Genomic DNA, 16,626 nt, shown 5'->3' on the forward strand with positions numbered 1-16,626 from the left:
CCCCAAAACAAAAAGCACCTCCCGTTAAACGGAAGGTGCTTGCATGGCAACAATTTCATTACGGACTTCTTTAGGGTCTGCCACACACCTTCCCATCCGCGTAGGTTACAGGTGTACGAATTTTGGCAGGTCTCCTGGCTCATGGTCATCGTCAACGGCACCTTCCCATATCTCATACAGTGGTACACAGCCGTCAGCTCCCATTTACAGTGGCGGGACCGCGTTGGCATTTCACCAACTTCCCTTTTAAGTCATTAAGACACCAAATCGTTCTTATGTATATAATTTTCACTGCCTTCATTATACACCATGTAAGAATCGATTATTATATGATTTTTCTGAACAAGTTCGAAATGACCCGTCCACCTTCAATGATTTGAAGAATTTTCAATTAGTGACGCAAACCCATCGACTGATAACCCGGGTGAAATCCGAACTCTATGCAGGGCATGCATCCCTTGGTCCCTTGAAGCTCCCCCAGGTTCGGTGGTGACTGCCATCTTGTATCCCGCTTCTTCTGACAGCGCTAGACTCTCTTCATTATACCGGCCAACCGGATAGGAGAGCACTGTCGTGTCCTGGTCGAGCATACGGTCGAATAGCTCTTTCGACTGAACCATTTCCGCTTCTTGCTGCACTGCCGTCATGCGGTTCAGCTCCAAATGGTTGATAGTATGGCTTTCGATCGAAATCCCATTCCTGCTCATCTCCACCATTTGATTTTCAGTCAGGTGATGACCTTTATCAATGGACTTCCCGATCATGAAGACAGTTGCTTTCATATCATTTTCCTTTAATATCGGGAAAGCCTCCGTGTAGTTATCTGTATAGCCATCATCAAAAGTAAGCCAGACGCACTTCTCACTTGGCATCCGATTCTCGGTTAAAACGAGGAATGCTTCTTCAGGGGATAATGTATAGTAACCATTCTCCCTAAGCCAAACCATCTGTGCTCGGAATTCCTCAATTGGAACCCGAAGTCCATTCCCTTCAGAAATGCTGTGATACATCAAGATTGGAAGCTGTACCGCGGACTTGGCCATTATCCAGTCTCCCGTATCGATTTGGCCATCCAAATCCTGACCGGTCCCATTCTCGGCCGCTTCCACCACTTCAATGTCATCTTCCGCAATCGGTGCAGCCGTTTTTATGCCTATACCCTCTACAATCCTTTGTGAACAACCAGGTAAAATTAAAATCCCCAGCAATGCCACCATCCATAAAACTCTATATCTTTTCACTATCATTCCCCTAATTTTTTCTAGTATAATAGTATCAGAATACTATTCGATAATAAAGTATTCCATTTAAAGAATTAATAGGAAAACAAAAGGGCATAGCGACCTGCTGAGCATTTATGAAGATTTTTTTCATAAGTATGTGCTATAAGCTTGAAAAGTTTGCCTATAAGAAATATAATAAATAAGTCGTCGACTTAAATATATGTCCCAGTAGCTCAGCAGGATAGAGCGACAGCCTCCTAAGCTGTAGGTCGTAGGTTCGATTCCTATCTGGGACGCTAATTTCAAAAACCCTGTTACAATGCAGTTTTCTGCATCGTAGCAGGGTTTTTTCTGTGAATCATGGGACCACTAGACATTAGACAAATTTAATCACAAATTCATCAAGCCATATAAATATCAAAAAATCTGAGCCCTTTACAGGACTCAGATTTTTCATTTTGAAGATAACCACTGTTTATATTTACAAATTCCAATTAGCTATACTTACTTTTCAATTAAACCTATCTCATTGATTTTTTCTTCAAAAACAGGTCCGAAACTTTCAGAATAAGTATTCGTTAAATGTCTATTGTCACGGTAAATTATAACATTACCTATAATGGGCTGGAATTTACCGTTTACTTTGAAGTAATCTGTTAAGTCAATTTTATGCAAGGATTTATTCTCTTTTTCAAATTGTCTCCAAAAGCTTTCGTCTTTCTGATTATCTACTGAATTCATTTTTTTTGTAGTTTCTTCTAGTCCATCTGTTTCTAATGATTCCAGCACGTTAAAGCTATATCTTGGATCATCACGAATCGCTAACACTTCAATACCATATTCATCTTTAACATACTGCAGCTGATCGACCATTTGTTGTTGTATTTTATTATTAGGCGAATCAGAAGCTGTGGCGTGAGAAATGACAAGATCTACATCTGCATCCTTTAGATAATCGAGAACATTATTGACCCAGATACCTTTCAAATCATCATCCGCATAACCTGTTGAAAAACGTGTACCTGAACGAGTCATATTCAATACACGATAATTGTCATCTTTTGTTGCTTCTAAAATGGCACCTAACCAATGCTCTGAATGGGAACTGCCGATCAGGGCAATTGTAGCATCGTAATTTTCAGTTTTGCCATATTCCCCAATTTTCAAGTCACTTTCCTTTAACCCTTGGTTACTGCCGTCCAAATGCGCTTTTGGTAAATCATCAAAGACTTCAGAATATGACGGAATTGGTTCTTGATCAGGTATATCGTCAGGGTTTTTTACAGCTAACGCTCCTGGATAATTTTTATCGTTTATATTATTTTCTAGCTTATTTTTATCTATATATACTCCAATTAAAAGAGATGCAATCAAGAGTACATTCACACTGCCCATTAACCCGATTCTCTTGAATGAGAATTTGTTGTCCTTTGAGCTTCGGATTGGTTCTTCTATAAATCGAGTCATTAAAAACGAAAGGGCAATTGATGAAATGATAATAAGAGTTCCAACGATGAATCCTGGAGTTTCCTGGACATTATAACGGTAGAACTCCAATAATACCCAATGCCACAAATAGATTCCAAAGGCTATTCCACCTAGCTTCACCATTACCGGGGAACCTAAAAAGCGTTTGACACCATATTTCGTATCGCGTGTACCAGACAAAACAATGAATAATGCGCAGGTCATTGGCCATAAGGCAATATACCCTGGAAACATTTCAGATACATTGAAGACTATTCCAGTTAAAATTAATCCGATTAATCCGAGCCAGCCTATCACTGTAGCAATATATTTATTTACCTTGATTGATGATAAATTGATGCAGAGCAAACTGCCTAAAGCAAATTCCCACACACGTGTCATCGTAATGAAATAAGCCCATGGCTGATTGACAGAGGTTAAATATATCGAATATATAAAAGAAGAAACAAATAATATGACTAAAATAGCATTGATTAATGTTTTTACTTTAGTTAATTTATATTTTTTTATTAAAAATAAAATTAAAGTGAATACCAAAAACCAGATGATATAAAATTGTCCTTGTATGGACAAAGCCCAAAAGTGTTCAACAGGCGATTTCATTTGGCTAGAATCTAAATAATCCGTGCTCGAAAATGCCAATTGCCAGTTTTGGTAGAAAAACATGGAGGCAAATACTTCATGTATAGTTTTATCTAAAATTGATTTAGGTAATAAAAACCAACTTAAAACGAGAACAATTGCAAGAATAAAAAATACAGAAGGAAGTAATCTTTTCATTAACTTTGTGACATATGGCAGAAAACGATATTCCCCTGTTCGATTAATTGTGGAAACGATTGAAGTGGTAATAAGAAAACCTGAAATTACAAAGAATACATCAACCCCGCCGGAAACACGATTTAACCATATATGATATACCGCTACCAGCAGTGCCGCAACAACGCGTAACCCTTCGATCTCGGGTCTGAATTTACTCTCAATATTAATTAATGGTTGTTTCATTTGATTCTATCTCCTACTTTTTCGTCATGCATACAATTTAAAATTATATCACTTTACAATAATGATTTGTCAATATAGTAGAAAAGGTTCTTTAAATTTCACGAGTTCGGTGCTTCTTCCAACTTATCAACCAGGCCCCCTTACAGAAAATGTACGTTACCTGGATACGAAGCCCTCTCGCTTTTCCTTTCATTGAAATAGAACGTTACTTTATAAAAAAGTCAGTCCACCAGGGGCTAACGAAAACGTGGGCATGCTCCAACTGACCGGGTTTATTAAACTGTCAAATTCAAGAACATCCCCGCAAAAAAACGAACAATACAATTTAAACTGTTTGATTGTAAATGGAGGTTTGTTTTATTACATGGAATTCTGGATAAAATCATGCTTTTTTTAAAAATATATGTTTTAACCTGTCCCATCCGGGTATAAAAATACTGTAAGACATTCTCACCAAAGGAGATGATGTGCATGATGAGTACAATCAGAAGCCAATGGAACAAAGAGAATGACGCAGCGGTGTTTAGTCCCGGTGATCAGCGTTAGAGTCAATGGAAGCGTTAGATGATGATCAAGTATGGGAATTACTAGTCTTCTCATCCAAAGGAGGAGGATACGATCATGAGTATTTACAGCCTATGGAATCCAGAGAATGATGAAGCAATTTTCAGTCCGGGTGATCAGAAACCATTCAGTACACTCATACGAGTAGATTCGGATAAAAACACACACACTGACAAAACACTTGAATATGAATTACATGGCACCGTACTGAATGAAGTTTAACAGAAGCAGATATATGGAAAGGGATGGAGCACTCGCTCCATCCCTTTCTGCCGTCATTTTCATTTATATGAATTTCGCCATTTCAAATAACCCCATAAAAAAAGAGCCCTATCACCATGGAGCTAGAGGTGAAGGACTCCTTTCTTTTATTTATCGAATTTCAGTTTTGCCAAGGCATCCGCCAAGGCAGTATTGATCGGCTCTTCTTTATTTTGCTTTTTCATATAATTGGAGACTTCATTTTTGGATACTTTTTGATTTTTATTTTGCCCTCTTCGTTTATTGTAAGAAGAAAGTTTTTCATGAAAACCGCATTTACAGGTGAATGTCTGTGCTTCTCCTTGACCGCGCATTTCCATCTTTTTGTGACATTGTGGGCATCTAGCATTTGTTACACGTGAAACACTTTTTTTGTGGCCACATTCTCGATCTTGGCAGACAAGCATTTTTCCCTTTTTACTATTCACTTCAAGCATCAGCTTGCCGCAATCAGGACATTTCGTTCCTGACACGTTATCATGCTTGAATTTTTGGTCACTATTTTTGATTTCATGGACGATATTTTTGGCGTAGGCGCGCATATCGCCGATGAAAGTCTGTTTTGGCAGCTTCCCTTTTGCAATCGCGGTTAGCTTCTGCTCCCATTGAGCTGTCAAAGCTGGAGATCTCAGGTCTTCTGGTGCCAATTGAAGAAGTTGTTTTCCTTTAGAGGTAACATGAAGGCCCTTTCCCCTCTTCTCAATCAGGAAGCTATTGAACAGCTTTTCAATAACGTCAGCACGCGTTGCAACAGTTCCGATCCCGCCAGTTTCACCCAAGGTCTTGATGAGCTCTTTGCTTTCCCCTGCCATGAAACGTGCAGGATTCTCCATTGCCGAAAGAAGCGACCCTTCATTGAATGGTTCCGGCGGTTTCGTTTCACCCTCAGTTTGTTTCACTGTCGAAATGGTTAAATTGTCACCTTTTTGAACGTTCGGAAGCAGTTGCTCTGCAAGGCCATCTTTAGCTTCTTCCTCATCGAATTGGTGATCATAAACTTCCTTCCAACCTGACTTGAGGACGACCTTCCCTTTTGCCATGAACGTCTCCTGCCCCATTTTTGCGGTGATGGTCGTTTGTTCATATTCAAAAGGCGGCATCAATACAGCAAGGAACCTTTTCACGACCAAATCATAGATTTTCGATTCTTTGTCGCTCAGTTTTCCCGGCAGCGGTGTTTGCTCAGTAGGGATGATTGCATGGTGATCGGAAACCTTGCTATCATCCACGAACGATTTATTGACCTTAATCGGGCTGCGCAGGATCCTCGATGCATACTGGGCATATGGCTTAATGCTTACAGCCTGTAATCTTTCTTTTAGCGTATCAACCAAATCGGTTGATAAAAAGCGTGAATCCGTCCTTGGATAGGTCAGGACTTTATGACTTTCATATAAGCGCTGCATGATCGATAGCGTCTCTTTCGCCGAATAGCCGAATTTCTTATTGGCGTCCCGTTGAAGTTCAGTTAAATCATATAAAGAAGGGGCAAAACTTTTCTTATGGGACTTGTTAACTTCAACGACTTCTGCACTTTTCCCCTTCACGGCTGCAAGAACCTTTTCTGCCTTGTTTTTATCGAATGTGCGGATATCTTTTGATTGGGCATCCTGCCAAATCAGGCGCAAATTAGCTTCTGCCATTGCGGAAACGCCATAATATTTCCTAGGCTGGAATTGTTTTATTTCCTCTTCTTTTTTTGCGATCATCGCAAGTGTCGGCGTTTGGACCCTCCCGCAGGATAACTGGGCATTGTGCTTGGTCGTCAGGGCACGTGTCGCGTTCATCCCAACGATCCAGTCCGCTTCCGCCCTTGCTACAGCAGAGGCAAATAGGTTTTCATACTCCTTGCCATCCTTCAGGTTTTTAAATCCATCTTTGATCGCCTTATCCGTTACAGAGGAAATCCAAAGCCGTTTGACGGGCTTCTTCACATTCGCTTTTTCGAGAATCCAACGTGCAACAAGTTCCCCTTCACGGCCTGCATCCGTTGCAATGATGACATCCTTGACATCTTTGCGGTTCAATTGTGTTTTAACCGATTGAAATTGTTTGCCTGATTGCTTGATGACGACCAATTTCAAAGTAGGCGGCAACATGGGCAGGTCCTCAAGGCGCCACGTTTTATATTTTTCATCATAAGATTCCGGATCTGCATGGGTGACCAAATGACCTAGTGCCCAAGTGACGATATACTGTTCGCCTTCAAAAAAGCCATTACCCTTTTTCCCGCAATTCAGCACTTTAGCTATATCTCTTCCGACCGAAGGTTTCTCGGCCAGTACGACTGTTTTACTCATAATAACATCCTTTCGCTTTTAAACTGGTTCCTCTATTATCTCATATAATTTATGACAGGGCGATAATGCACAGCATGGCATTGATAAACAGATCGAACAGGGCTCCCCGCACCCACATATATGTAAATTAATAGATTAGATAGCAATCCCGTGCAGATTTTAGTATGATGAAACGTAGGGATTTTTTCAAATTAATTGGGAGGTTCAATATAAAATGAGCTTACTTTCTATAGATAAATTAGCACACAGCTTTGGCGACCGTACCTTATTCAAGGATGTATCCTTCCGCCTGATGGCCGGTGAACATGTAGGCCTGGTAGGGGCGAATGGTGTCGGGAAGTCAACGATGATGAATATCATTACAGGACAACTCATCCATGATGATGGCCGGGTGGAATGGACACCTGGTGTCGAATATGGCTATCTTGATCAACATACAATACTTTCTAAAGGTAAATCAATTCGCGACGTCTTAAGGGATGCATACTTACCTTTATTCGAGCAGGAAAAAGCACTGAATGAAGTTACGGAAAAAATGGGTACGGCCACTCCCGAAGAACTTGAAGAACTTTTGGAACAAATGGGTGAAATCCAGGACAAGCTGGAAGCCGGCGGTTTTTACAATCTCGATATTAAAATTGAAGAAGCGGCACGCGGTTTAGGTTTGGATGCAATCGGGTTGGACCGTGATGTCTCTGCCCTAAGCGGCGGACAACGGACAAAGGTATTATTGGCGAAATTACTATTGGAACAACCGCAAGTCCTGCTGCTCGACGAGCCAACCAACTACTTGGATGTGGAGCATATCCGCTGGCTGAGCAGCTACTTAAAGGAATATCCACATGCATTTCTATTGATATCGCATGATACCGAGTTCATGAACGGCGTCGTCGACGTCATCTTCCATCTTGAATTTTCTAAACTGACCCGTTACACGGCAACTTATGAAAAATTCCTTGAGCTGGCTGAATTGAATAAAAACCAACATATTAACGCATATGAAAAACAGCGCGAATTCATTAAAAAGCAGGAAGATTTCATTGCAAAAAATAAAGCGCGCTATTCAACGACCGGCCGGGCAAAGAGCCGTCAAAAGCAATTGAATCGCATGGAACGCATCGATCGTCCAGAAACTGCAATGAAACCTACCTTCGACTTTAAAGAATCACGTGCGAGCAGCCGTTATGTCTTTGAAGGTGAAGATCTGGAAATCGGATATGACCGCCCATTGCTTCCAAAGCTATCCATGACCATCGAACGGGGAGAAAAAATTGCCGTGGTCGGCTGTAACGGGGTTGGTAAATCCACTCTTTTAAAAACGATTTTGGGTAAAATCGATCCTCTAGGCGGTAAAAGATCACTTGGGGACTTCCTTTTTTCTTCTTATTTTGAACAGGAAGTGAAAGCAGGCGATACGACGCCGATCGATGAAGTATGGAATGCATTCCCGCATCTGGACCAACCGCAGGTACGTGCGATCCTTGCCCGTGTCGGTTTGAAAAACGAACATATTACACGTCCGATGAGCCATTTAAGCGGTGGGGAACAAGCAAAAGTGCGCCTATGTAAACTCATGCTTACCGAAAGCAATTGGCTGTTATTCGATGAACCGACCAACCATTTGGATGTAGTTGCAAAAGAAGAACTGAAACGCGCAATGAAAGAGTATAAAGGAACGATTGTCCTCGTATGCCATGAACCTGATTTCTATGAAGATTGGGTAACCAAGGTATGGGATGTAGAGGAATGGTCGGCCCAAAATTAATTTTTTCAGGGGATGTCGCAGAAGCGGCGTCCCCTTTATTATGAAATAAATAAAAAGCTGACTGAAAAGGCTCCTTCAGTCAGCTTTCATTTCCTCAATATGCAGCTTAAACTCGTTCCGCCACCAAGGTAAATGTTTTCGGAAGCCCAATATCATGGACTTTATGATTCGGTTCTTCCTCGAGCACTTTAATAACAAGCCCTGATTGACCTATTGACGTTATCAGTTCCCCGATTGTCCATTTACGCTGTACAACTCTTGAAAGGCTCCCTTTTTCCTCATCCGGCATATGCTTCGAAAAGGCGACCTCATTGTTTTCGATTGCCGGAGCGAAATAGTTGCCTGTTATTTTATGTTTTTTACCATTTGAAGTAATGAGCTTTGTTGAAATCGGGTGAAATTCATGCAGGACGAATCGGCCTCCAGGTTTCAGCATCTTTTTAATTTTTTCAAATAAAGGCTGCAGATCTATTAAGTAGTGAAGTACGCCGAGCTCCATTAAAACCAAATCCTGATTTCCTGATTCATGCTCGGATGATAATGAAAGGACATCCGAAACGATATACTCGATGGAGACATTGGCCCCACTGGCCAGCTCATTTGCAAACATTGCATTTTCCTGGGAAAAGTCAACTACTTTCACTTCAGCTCCCAATATGGCGAGGGCAACTGCTTTAATACCGTTCGACCCCATCAAATGAGTGATTTTTTTACCGGATGTTTCTCCCAAATATTTATAAAAAGGGTACAGTCTCCATTTTGGGTTTTGCTTGATTTTCGATGCCAATTCAACGGGATCTCCATAACGATTGACCAGCGCTAAATAATTATTCTGGTTCCACGCCTGTTCATTTTCCGCTGTGAACCCCTTCTGCTCGGCAGATAGGTAAGCATGGATCTCGGAACTGCACTTTCTCATTTCTTCGTCGTATAGATAACTGTATAACGACCTGCACCAAACCTCCATATCCCCCATCTTGATGGACAAACGATAAGGGTCCGTTTTAATGGTCGTGTTAAACCGGCAGCGCACAGCGGCAGAAATCCCCTCGACATCCATTAGAAAGGAGGCAGTCTCAGGGCTTCTTTCAGGCTTTGTTGGTGCGTATTCGGAAAAAAGATCTAATGCCTCATTAAAGACATCCCATTGTACATCAATATTGATTTTCTTATACTCACCGATGTCCACTCCTTGCACGAACAGAGCGGATCGACCTGTATATTGGTATGGGATGTTAGCTTGATCCAACATGTTCGCCATTAATGTGATTGAATGATAATAACTTGCCTTCATATGAACCTCCTAAACATCAAAAGAACATGACACTTATTCTTCTATAGCAAATTTCAAACCGGTACTCGTAATGGCAATCAGTTCTTCATCATGGCGGTCTATGCCATAAACGAGTAATGTAACGAGCATATATATCGCTCTGAACCGGGCTAAACTCTCTGTTTGCTTTTCGATTTCACCATAGATATCAAAAAAAACCCTGCGCACTTCTTTGGGGAAATAACTGTATAAAAAGGAGAAATCAATGGCTGGATTCCCGACATGAACATCTCCCCAATCAATGATACCCGCGAGAACGCCTTCGTCATCAAGTATAACGTTCCGGATATGAATGTCTCCGTGAACGAGTGAAACCGGATGCTGAACATCCCATTCACCTAAGGTTTCAACAAAATCCTTAACCGCATGCGCCTGTTCAAAGAATCCTAGCTTTAATAGATTCGAGACATTTTCCATTAGCGATTTCTTACGATAGGATACATCAAGCCTCATCATCCCATCAGGCTGCACACCTAAACGCATGGCCCTTTCCACAGGGAAACTGTGAAGAGCCTTCAAAAAATGGGCAAACCTTTTTGCCGATTCAGCCTTATTTGCCACTGATCCTGCTACAGGCAAGTGCCCCTTTACCATTTTATAACCGGTAAAAGGATACGGATACAGTGTACTTGGTTTCCCAAAAAAGATCGGTTCAGGGATAGCAAGCGGAAAAGTGCCTGCAATGGAAGGCAAAAGCTGATTTTCCACCTGAATCAGCGTAACTGCAATAGGGCGGCGGGGAAAACGGAATACAAATTGCCCATTGATTTGTATGACCGTGTTATCGAAACCCTCCCCAAGTTGCTTGATCTCTTTCAACTCGATTTCCGGAAACTGCATCATGATCAATTTCCCTGCTAGCTCCAGCGAAACCGGATATTCTGCCAACCAAGGCTTTTCCACTCCCGTCTCCCCCTTTTACCGGTTTCTCCCTCTATTGGGGCTGCTGCCAGATCCACCTCTAAGATTACTTTGCCCTTGTCTACGGCTGTCTCTTTGATCTCCTCGTGGATTGTCACGCCTTGGTCCACGGCCGTCTTCCGACCTGCCTCCCCGTGTATCCTCACGTCTAGGTCCACGGCCGTTTTCCATCCGGCCTCCCCGTGTATCCTCACGTCTAGGTCCGCGGCCGTTTTCCACCCGGCCTCCCCGTGTATCCTCACGTCTAGGTCCGCGGCCGTTTTCCACCCGGCCTCCCCGTGGTTTCTCCCTCTCGATTTCACGATTGTCCGCTTGATTTACAGAACGGTGACTGCCTCGATTCGGTCCTCTCGTATCTATCCGTTCCCGGTGTTTCCTTCCCCCTCCCGAACGCGGTCGGCGGGTACCTTCATCAGAAGAGTCTTCATAGCGTTTCCTCTTTTGCCTCACCTCATCGGGTTGGAACATTTTCACTCCTTCAATCGTCCTTCTTTCGATCTTCATGGAGATCCCTTTTTCAATCTCGCTTAAAAGCTGTAAATCCTTCGTTGCTATGAAAGTTACAGCCAAGCCATTCTCACCCGCTCGGCCTGTCCGGCCAATTCGGTGGATGTAACTTTCTGCATCCTCGGGAACATCATAATTAAAAACATGTGTCACACCTTCTACATCGAGTCCTCGTGCAGCAACGTCCGTTGCCACTAAATATTGAAGCTTTGCGTCTCTGAAGTTTTTCATGACACGTTCACGCTTTGCCTGTGAAAGGTCACCATGAAGCTCTTCAGAGTTGAATCCAGCTGCCTTCAAGGCATCATTCAAAACCGAAACGCGACGTTTTGTACGGCAAAATATGATTGCAAGGTATGGCTGTTCTTCTTTGATCATGTTGATTAATGATGACTGTTTGGCACGATCGGTAGTCTCGATGACAAGCTGCCTGATTTTCTCGACCGTTACTTGCTCGGCCTTCACCGCGGCAGTTAATGGTTTAGTCATATAGCGTTTTGCCAATTGATGCACCTGTTCAGGCATCGTCGCTGAAAAGAGCAACGTTTGGCGTTCCTCTGGAAGCTGTCCCATAATTTCTTCGACCTCTGGTAAGAACCCAATATGTAGCATTTGATCAGCTTCGTCCAGCACGAGTGTTCCAGTTTGTGATAGATCGATGGTGCCTCTTCGTAAATGATCTAAAAGCCTGCCTGGCGTGGCGACCACCACGGAGATGTTTCTTGTCAGCTTTTTCATTTGTTGCTCGACATCCTGTCCGCCATATACTGCAAGCACTTGGAGTCCTTCCATTTCATTAGAGAATTTCTTCAATTCAGCAGTGATTTGCAAAGCCAATTCCCTGGTTGGCGTGACGATCAGGGATTGTATGTGGGATGCGGCGGGATCTACTTTTTCCAGGATTGGCAGCAAAAATGCCAAAGTCTTCCCTGTCCCCGTTTGAGCCTTCGCGATGACATCCCTTCCAGCAAGGATATCTGGTATCGATTTTTCCTGGATCGGGGTAGGAGCGGTTATTCCTATTTGCTTTAATATCATGTTAATCGCCGGGCTGACGCCAAGGTCGATGAATTCTGTCATGTTTGGGCCTACTTTCTGAATTTCTTCATTTAATTGACTGATAAATCCACTGAAATGGTAACAGCTTCCTTCACTTAATGTCATATTCCTTAGTCTAAGCTAATTGTTAGTATATCATTATCTATTTTCGAGAAAACCTGTACCTTAAAATTTTTCATCCTATTGTACTTTAGTTGTTTTTCTAATATAATTTATAAGATTATTTAATCGAGCTACTTACTTTAAATTAAAGGGTAAGCATCTCATCCTTGTAGATTAGTGCAAGGATTTTTTGTATATAAAAAAGGAGTGACCGCATGTTTAAATTAAAAGAACGGAATTCAAATATTAAGACGGAAGTACTTGCGGGGCTTACAACCTTTTTAACTCTGGCTTATATCATCGTTGTAAACCCAATGATCCTTTCTGATGCCGGCGTTCCATTCGACCAGGCATTCACGGCAACCATAATCGCAATAATAATCGGTACCCTAAGCATGGCCCTTTTAGCCAATTACCCTATTGTCATAGCACCGGCAATGGGATTGAATGCTTATTTTGCATACTCGGTATTGGGAACCCATGATATTTCATACACAGTTGCCTTCTCTGCAGTCTTTGTTACCGGTATCATCTTTATCCTTTTATCCCTGACCTCTTTCCGCTCAAAATTGATCGAGGCCATCCCAAATAACTTGAAGCATGCAATCAGTGCCGGAATCGGTCTTTTCATCACCTTCATCGGACTTCGCTTGTCAGGGGTCGTAACACAGCATGAATCCAACCTGGTTACCCTCGGAAGCTTCAGGGATCCTAATGTGGCGCTTACATTGGTTGGTTTGGTCATAACGATCGTGCTGATCGTTCGCAATGTGCAGGGAGCAATATTCATTGGAATGATCGTGACTGCCATAATCGCTTTCTTTACAGGCCAATTGGAAATTAACGGCCTGGTTTCCACCCCTTCATTACCTGAAGGGATTATAGTCGCCAATCCAATCACATCCATCGCCGATGTCATTAACTACGGCCTTTATGGCGTCGTCTTCTCCATTTTGCTTGTAATGCTTTTCGACACGACCGGTGCTTTATTAGGCATAGTCCGGCAAGCTGGATTGCTGAAGGATAATAAGCTTGAAAAATCCGGCAGTGCCTTCTTTGCGGATTCCATCGGCACTACTGTTGGCGCCATGTTCGGTACAAGCCCGACCGCTGCCTCAGTTGAATCATCAGCTGGTGTAGGAGCGGGCGGCAAGACAGGTTTAACCGCGTTGGTTGTGGCCATCCTTTTCTTAATGACCGCCTTCTTCAGCCCACTGATAGGAGCTGTCTCAAATGTAGCGGCAATCACGGCACCTAGCTTGATCATCGTCGGAAGCATGATGATTAAAAGCATTAATGAAATTGACTGGACACACTTTGATGAATCATTCCCAGCCTTTTTGGTCATTGTAGCCATGCCATTAACATCAAGCATCGCCAACGGGATAGCACTCGGATTCATCTCCTATCCCATTTTAAAAATGGCAAGGGGCAAATTCCGGGAAGTGCATCCGTTCGTGTACATGTTTGCCATTTTATTCCTTTACCAACTTATTTTCCTGGCTTGATCATTTTAAGAGGGATCCATTGTGGTTCCTCTTTTTTATAACTCCTGCAAAAAAAGGAGGATATCCGACATATCGTCAGATATCCTCCTACATGTTCACTGGTTCATTTGATCAAGGAAATCACCCAGGAGATCGTCAAGATTTTCTTCTTCCGGTTCAGATTCTTCCTCTTGTTGTGCCGGTTGATTCAAATTCCAATCAAAGTCATCCAGATCTTTTTTAGGTAAGTCTTCCTTGACCTCCTCCACTACCTTTTCTTTTGGCTCGGCCTGCACATATAGTTCCTCGTTCAGTTCATTATTGTTCAAAGAGGCAAGCAGGGCCGTAGCGCGTAAAGGATCGGATAAAAGGTGGTACATAATCGTTCCAAGCATAGCTTCTGAGTGGGAATGCTTGAGCCAATCACGCTGAGATTTGCTTAGTTTGTTCGGCATGGGCAGGACAATCATTTCCCGATCCTGATGGGAGGATTGCCCGACTCCATCGAGAACATACTCGGCAATTTTACTGGAAAAATTCCTTCTTTCCGTTTCCTTCAATTTCTGCAGCTGTCTTAACGTATAATCTGATACATCCGAAGGGATACGAAAAGTGATGGCTTGTCCTCTTTTAAGTTCAGAAGAAGCTGTTTTTTTCATTCTCTCACCTATTTAATGGAGCCCGTTCTTTGTTCTTTCTTCTTTTGCTGTGACTGATTCTGTTCCTTTGCATTCCGGCGGCGATTAAAATCCGAAATCAATTTATAATAGGCGTTTGCCATCATCCAAACGCTTTCCCGCTCATCTTCGAAAAAGTCTATATTGTAGCCATCGAAATTTTGATTCAATGTTTTCAAGTAATCTTTCAGGACAATCGATCCCCCGCCTACAAAATAGCAGATTTCCGTTTGGGAATTTTTTTGCCATACGTTGCGCAGGTGACGATATTGCTTTTTGGCCAATTCACCTAAAATGCGGTCGACGATATCATGGACGCTTGTCCTGCTTCCGCGAACCATAATATGATTGCGATCATTTTTCTTCGTGATGATTTCAACGACGTCGCGCCTGCTATCCAGCTCGACACCATGTTTCTTCCTGATTTCTTCACGGATCGATTCAAGGGCTTCAGCTACTCCCAAATTAAATCCTTGTGCCTTGTCATCGTCAACTTTACGATTTTTAATGACAGCGATATCCGTCGATAATCCACCGATATCCTGGATGAGTATTCTTCTATCTATTAATTCACGGTTAATGATATTCAAATCTTTATCCATGACCAAATTTATGTATGCAGCAAAGCCCTCTGGATAGACTTTCACTTCATCAAATTTTATATTAACCTTCATGCCTTGGTATTTAGGGGTAATTAAAAATTCCACCTGGTGGACTGAGCCAAGTAATTTCGAGCGGTACCCTACGTCTTTCCCTTCTTTGACCTCCCGAAGTGGCAACCCTGTTCCAAGCGTATAGTTGGCTTCCACTACGTTATTCACTTTTTTGAATGTATCATTGTCCCCCAACTTTGCAGCGTCCAATGCAAGAGCCGCAAAAAGCATGACTAATGTTTGATCTTCTTCCGATTTACTGCTTCCTAAATCCAATTCGGTAGGATTATCACTTTTTGTCGCCAAGTTCCCAACGCGATAAATCGCATTATTGTCTTGCAGAGCCGGTGAATGGACCCTAATATGAATACCTTCCAATGGGTTTTTTTCATCAAGTTCCTCAATCCCGATGACCGGACGGTCTTCTATGTCTTTTGCAATGACGTTCGGTATATAAAGTTCAGACTCTAGCTTTCCAAAAATAGCCTTGATAGCATCATTTCCTACGTCTACTGCTGCGATTCTAGAACTCATCTAAAAACATCCCCTTTTTATAGAAAAAAATTTTAAGTGAAGCATTCCCTTTAAGGATAGAAAAAGTTGCCACGATAGTCAATCCTTCATAAGTTGTAGCTATATTTGTCGAATTGTTTTCAAATTGTTTACAATAGGAACAAGTATGTATACACCTTATATATAGCCACGTGTACGTGTTTGTAAACATGAATACTTTTTTGTGTACATTACAACTATTTTTGTTTACATGTACACGCTCTTGTAAACAAACCAAATAATGTATTTTCTCACTCTTTCTCCTTACAATAATTAGCGGATTTGGGTACGTTACTAAACGGGCGATTCACTAATGAACTGTATAGAGGTATTCAAAGCTGAGAAAAATACAGAAACTTCCCAAATTCGAGAACACTATTGTCGCAAAGCATTAAATTCCCCTTCGTTAAAATAGATACAAATATAACCACTGCCGCCTTAATTGCAGGCGGCGGAATTACAGGGATTACTCAGCTAAACAAGGAATCAAAGTTACATTGATAGAGGCTGGCGATATCCTTAACGAATCAACGGGACACCCACAGCATGGCCTGATTTACGATTTGCATGTTCTCTAAAACATGGTGAAGGGAAAGCCAATATATATTATGTAGCGAATGCAGAAGGAATGGACTTACCAAAGACTTGGTTGAAGAATATTCCATTGATGTAATTTGACTGAAATGGATACCTATATTCACGCAAATTCTGATAACTATAAAAGTAAAA

11 protein-coding genes, 1 tRNA gene and 1 riboswitch are annotated in these 16,626 nt (G+C 42.1%); of the genes, 4 read left to right on the forward strand and 8 right to left on the reverse strand.

Annotated elements, in window-relative coordinates; all coding sequences use genetic code 11:
• Nucleotides 1–107 precede the first annotated feature (107 nt).
• Nucleotides 108–280: riboswitch (cobalamin riboswitch) on the reverse strand.
• An 88-nt stretch (nt 281–368) separates the two neighbouring features.
• On the reverse strand, nt 369–1,241 hold the full coding sequence (locus tag ACQKFG_RS16255; RefSeq protein WP_427560630.1) for a polysaccharide deacetylase family protein: 873 nt from the start codon (nt 1,239–1,241) through the stop codon (nt 369–371).
• Nucleotides 1,242–1,445: 204 nt separating this feature from the next.
• Between ACQKFG_RS16255 and ACQKFG_RS16260 the strand changes: the two genes are divergently transcribed.
• Nucleotides 1,446–1,519: transfer RNA gene (locus ACQKFG_RS16260), tRNA-Arg, on the forward strand.
• A gap of 208 nt (nt 1,520–1,727) precedes the next feature.
• Here ACQKFG_RS16260 and ACQKFG_RS16265 read toward each other — a convergent pair.
• The gene (locus ACQKFG_RS16265) at nt 1,728–3,716 is read right to left on the reverse strand and encodes an acyltransferase family protein (RefSeq protein WP_192207314.1); all 1,989 of its coding nucleotides are present in this window, start codon (nt 3,714–3,716) and stop codon (nt 1,728–1,730) included.
• A 621-nt stretch (nt 3,717–4,337) separates the two neighbouring features.
• Between ACQKFG_RS16265 and ACQKFG_RS16270 the strand changes: the two genes are divergently transcribed.
• Nucleotides 4,338–4,502, forward strand: coding sequence for a hypothetical protein (locus ACQKFG_RS16270; protein ID WP_427560634.1), 165 nt, complete (start codon nt 4,338–4,340; stop codon nt 4,500–4,502).
• A 146-nt stretch (nt 4,503–4,648) separates the two neighbouring features.
• On the opposite strand, the gene ACQKFG_RS16275 is transcribed toward ACQKFG_RS16270, so the two are convergent.
• Nucleotides 4,649–6,841 carry a DNA topoisomerase III gene (locus ACQKFG_RS16275; protein WP_349728628.1) on the reverse strand — a complete coding sequence of 731 codons (2,193 nt, stop codon included), beginning with the start codon at nt 6,839–6,841 and terminating at the stop codon, nt 4,649–4,651.
• A 214-nt stretch (nt 6,842–7,055) separates the two neighbouring features.
• Here ACQKFG_RS16275 and ACQKFG_RS16280 point away from each other — a divergent pair, with 214 nt between their 5' ends.
• Nucleotides 7,056–8,606: an ABC-F family ATP-binding cassette domain-containing protein gene (locus ACQKFG_RS16280; RefSeq protein ID WP_192207317.1), complete on the forward strand. Its 1,551-nt coding sequence runs from the start codon at nt 7,056–7,058 to the stop codon at nt 8,604–8,606.
• A 106-nt stretch (nt 8,607–8,712) separates the two neighbouring features.
• Here the strand turns inward: ACQKFG_RS16280 and ACQKFG_RS16285 are convergent, their stop codons facing one another.
• Genes ACQKFG_RS16285 through ACQKFG_RS16295 form a run of 3 tightly spaced genes read right to left on the reverse strand, consistent with a single transcriptional unit; the run spans nt 8,713 to nt 12,447 of the window.
• Nucleotides 8,713–9,900, reverse strand: a complete 1,188-nt coding sequence (locus ACQKFG_RS16285) for a class I SAM-dependent methyltransferase (RefSeq protein WP_427560638.1) — start codon at nt 9,898–9,900, stop codon at nt 8,713–8,715.
• Between the two features lie 33 nt (nt 9,901–9,933).
• On the reverse strand, nt 9,934–10,842 hold the full coding sequence (locus ACQKFG_RS16290; RefSeq protein ID WP_427560641.1) for a phosphotransferase: 909 nt from the start codon (nt 10,840–10,842) through the stop codon (nt 9,934–9,936).
• Between the two features lie 15 nt (nt 10,843–10,857).
• Nucleotides 10,858–12,447: a DEAD/DEAH box helicase gene (locus ACQKFG_RS16295; RefSeq protein WP_427560644.1), complete on the reverse strand. Its 1,590-nt coding sequence runs from the start codon at nt 12,445–12,447 to the stop codon at nt 10,858–10,860.
• Between the two features lie 296 nt (nt 12,448–12,743).
• Between ACQKFG_RS16295 and ACQKFG_RS16300 the strand changes: the two genes are divergently transcribed.
• Nucleotides 12,744–14,036 carry an NCS2 family permease gene (locus tag ACQKFG_RS16300; protein ID WP_427560647.1) on the forward strand — a complete coding sequence of 431 codons (1,293 nt, stop codon included), beginning with the start codon at nt 12,744–12,746 and terminating at the stop codon, nt 14,034–14,036.
• A gap of 95 nt (nt 14,037–14,131) precedes the next feature.
• Here ACQKFG_RS16300 and ACQKFG_RS16305 read toward each other — a convergent pair whose 3' ends face one another.
• Both ACQKFG_RS16305 and ACQKFG_RS16310 read right to left on the reverse strand, forming a co-directional pair.
• Nucleotides 14,132–14,674 carry a hypothetical protein gene (locus ACQKFG_RS16305; protein ID WP_427560650.1) on the reverse strand — a complete coding sequence of 181 codons (543 nt, stop codon included), beginning with the start codon at nt 14,672–14,674 and terminating at the stop codon, nt 14,132–14,134.
• Between the two features lie 8 nt (nt 14,675–14,682).
• Nucleotides 14,683–15,879: a ParM/StbA family protein gene (locus tag ACQKFG_RS16310; RefSeq protein ID WP_057278235.1), complete on the reverse strand. Its 1,197-nt coding sequence runs from the start codon at nt 15,877–15,879 to the stop codon at nt 14,683–14,685.
• Nucleotides 15,880–16,626: the final 747 nt, after the last annotated feature.

It is taken from the genome of Peribacillus sp. NPDC076916, from assembly GCF_050269675.1.
Taxonomy (GTDB): domain Bacteria; phylum Bacillota; class Bacilli; order Bacillales; family DSM-1321; genus Peribacillus; species Peribacillus aracenensis.

Coding starts and splice junctions, on each gene's coding strand:
- ACQKFG_RS16265 (WP_192207314.1), bottom strand. CDS start 3,716: ATGAAACAACCATTAATTAATATTGAGAGTAAATTCAGACCCGAGATC.
- ACQKFG_RS16270 (WP_427560634.1), top strand. CDS start 4,338: ATGAGTATTTACAGCCTATGGAATCCAGAGAATGATGAAGCAATTTTC.
- ACQKFG_RS16275 (WP_349728628.1), bottom strand. CDS start 6,841: ATGAGTAAAACAGTCGTACTGGCCGAGAAACCTTCGGTCGGAAGAGAT.
- ACQKFG_RS16280 (WP_192207317.1), top strand. CDS start 7,056: ATGAGCTTACTTTCTATAGATAAATTAGCACACAGCTTTGGCGACCGT.
- ACQKFG_RS16285 (WP_427560638.1), bottom strand. CDS start 9,900: ATGAAGGCAAGTTATTATCATTCAATCACATTAATGGCGAACATGTTG.
- ACQKFG_RS16295 (WP_427560644.1), bottom strand. CDS start 12,447: ATGACAGAATTCATCGACCTTGGCGTCAGCCCGGCGATTAACATGATA.
- ACQKFG_RS16300 (WP_427560647.1), top strand. CDS start 12,744: ATGTTTAAATTAAAAGAACGGAATTCAAATATTAAGACGGAAGTACTT.
- ACQKFG_RS16305 (WP_427560650.1), bottom strand. CDS start 14,674: ATGAAAAAAACAGCTTCTTCTGAACTTAAAAGAGGACAAGCCATCACT.
- ACQKFG_RS16310 (WP_057278235.1), bottom strand. CDS start 15,879: ATGAGTTCTAGAATCGCAGCAGTAGACGTAGGAAATGATGCTATCAAG.